The sequence below is a fragment of the Deferribacterota bacterium genome, from assembly GCA_034189185.1.
Lineage (GTDB): Bacteria > Chrysiogenota > Deferribacteres > Deferribacterales > UBA228 > UBA228.
Map to the genome: position 1 here is coordinate 1 of JAXHVM010000284.1, position 1,732 is coordinate 1,732.

Annotated in this window: 2 protein-coding genes; both read right to left on the reverse strand. The window is 29.3% G+C overall.

Annotated elements, in window-relative coordinates:
• Window positions 1-1,139, reverse strand: a 1,139-nt coding sequence (locus tag SVN78_10925; protein MDY6822119.1) for a hypothetical protein, incomplete at its 3' end; no start/stop codon positions are given.
• A gap of 103 nt (window positions 1,140-1,242) precedes the next feature.
• Window positions 1,243-1,692 carry a GNAT family N-acetyltransferase gene (locus tag SVN78_10930; GenBank protein MDY6822120.1) on the reverse strand — a complete coding sequence of 150 codons (450 nt, stop codon included), beginning with the start codon at window positions 1,690-1,692 and terminating at the stop codon, window positions 1,243-1,245.
• Window positions 1,693-1,732: the final 40 nt, after the last annotated feature.

A 1,732-nucleotide genomic window follows, 5' to 3' on the forward strand; every position in this document is an offset into this window, starting at 1 on the left:
TATAGCATATTTGATAAATATTCTATCTGCGTGTCTTTTCCTAGTAGTAAATCCTGAATTTTTGTATTAACAATATGTGTTGGTTTGAATGGTTCTCCTAATTTATAACCTTTAAATCTAAATAATTTTGAAGAAGAAAACACTTTCAATTTAGAATTTGGAAGTATGAATATTTCAACTTCTCCATAATGAGTAGGATTACCGTGAGGGATCTCACCTATCGAAATTGTATTGGGAATATCAGATAGCTCAATTAGATTTATAACAGCAGAAGAGTACATGTCAGCACCAGTTAGCACAAATGTCTTGTATTTCCCTTTATATTTTCTCAAGAATTCAATTAGAGGCTTTAATACCTCCGAATCACCTCCTTTATTATTTCTTAAATCAATAATTAAGTTGAGTAGAGAAGATTTTTTAAATATTTTTATTACTTCAGATATACTCAAATCTTCCATTTCAGTGCATTCGTTATATTGAAAATAAAAAGATTTTAAATCAAGCATATGCTTAAACCAGTAGGGCTTTCTCACTTTAAGTGATTCGTCCACTTTAGGGATGTTTTTAAGCATAGAAATCATTTTGATTTTACTGTCCTCAGGAGATATCTCTATAGATGTTTTCTCCTTTTGGTTTTCCAATTGAAGTTTAATGTTTTCATCTTTTTTAATATTCAGGTAATCAAGAATAACAGGCTCCATAAGTTTGGAGGATAGATAATATTTTGTAGAGGTCTCATTTTCTTGAGGAATCAGAGGAGTTACAATGTTTTCTATATCATCTATTGGAAAGTTATTTATTCTGGTTAACTTATAGCCTAGAAATTCAGATAGAGTTTTAGAGGATTTTATTAGATAGTACCCATCATTAAAAAATTTAAATTGGAACATAAAACTTTTTGCCCCAAAAACATCGTATGATAATTCTAATTGTGTATGTCCATCCTTTAGTTTTGGAAGAACGCTTATAATAGCTAGACCTAGGTCTCTTATACTTTTAACATTTTTTGTCTTACTTTCTAGTAAGGTGTGAAAATCTTTCTTCAAAATATACTTATAGGGATTGGGATGTATTTCTTCCAATTTTTTTTGGAATTCATTTATATCTTGCTTGATTGCTTTCTTAGTTAGGTTCGTCATTTAGGTATTATATAGTATCTTGCAGTTGTATATAAGCTTAAGAATTAAATTCTACAATAAGGATGAATTTTTTAAGTTTCAGGCTATCCGACACAACCTACCATTAAAGATATTTCTCCATTTCTATATGCAATACTAAACCATCTTTATTAGGTATTTCCTTTACATCTTTGTATCCTAGGTGTTTATAAAAATCATGTGCTATTAAACTAGACCATAACCAAATTCTTTTATAACCATTATCTTCAATACATTTCTCAGCTGTCTGTGCCAATTTTCTACCTAAGCCTTTCCCCATGTGTGAAGGTAGAACGTAAAGTGATCTCATCTTATCTTTTTTTGCTAATACACAACCAACTATATCTCCATCTTCTTCTGCTACAAAATAATCATAGTTTGTAATATATTTAGTAAGTTTTTCTACTGTATAGTTATTAACAGTCTCTTCCATATCCTCTTGTGGATATATGTCTTTATGGGTAGCAAGAATAGATTCCCTTATAACATACTGTATTGATTCTATATCATCTTTTGTAGCTCTTCTTATTTCCATAATTGTAATCTTATATTTTAATCTACAACTATATTACCAA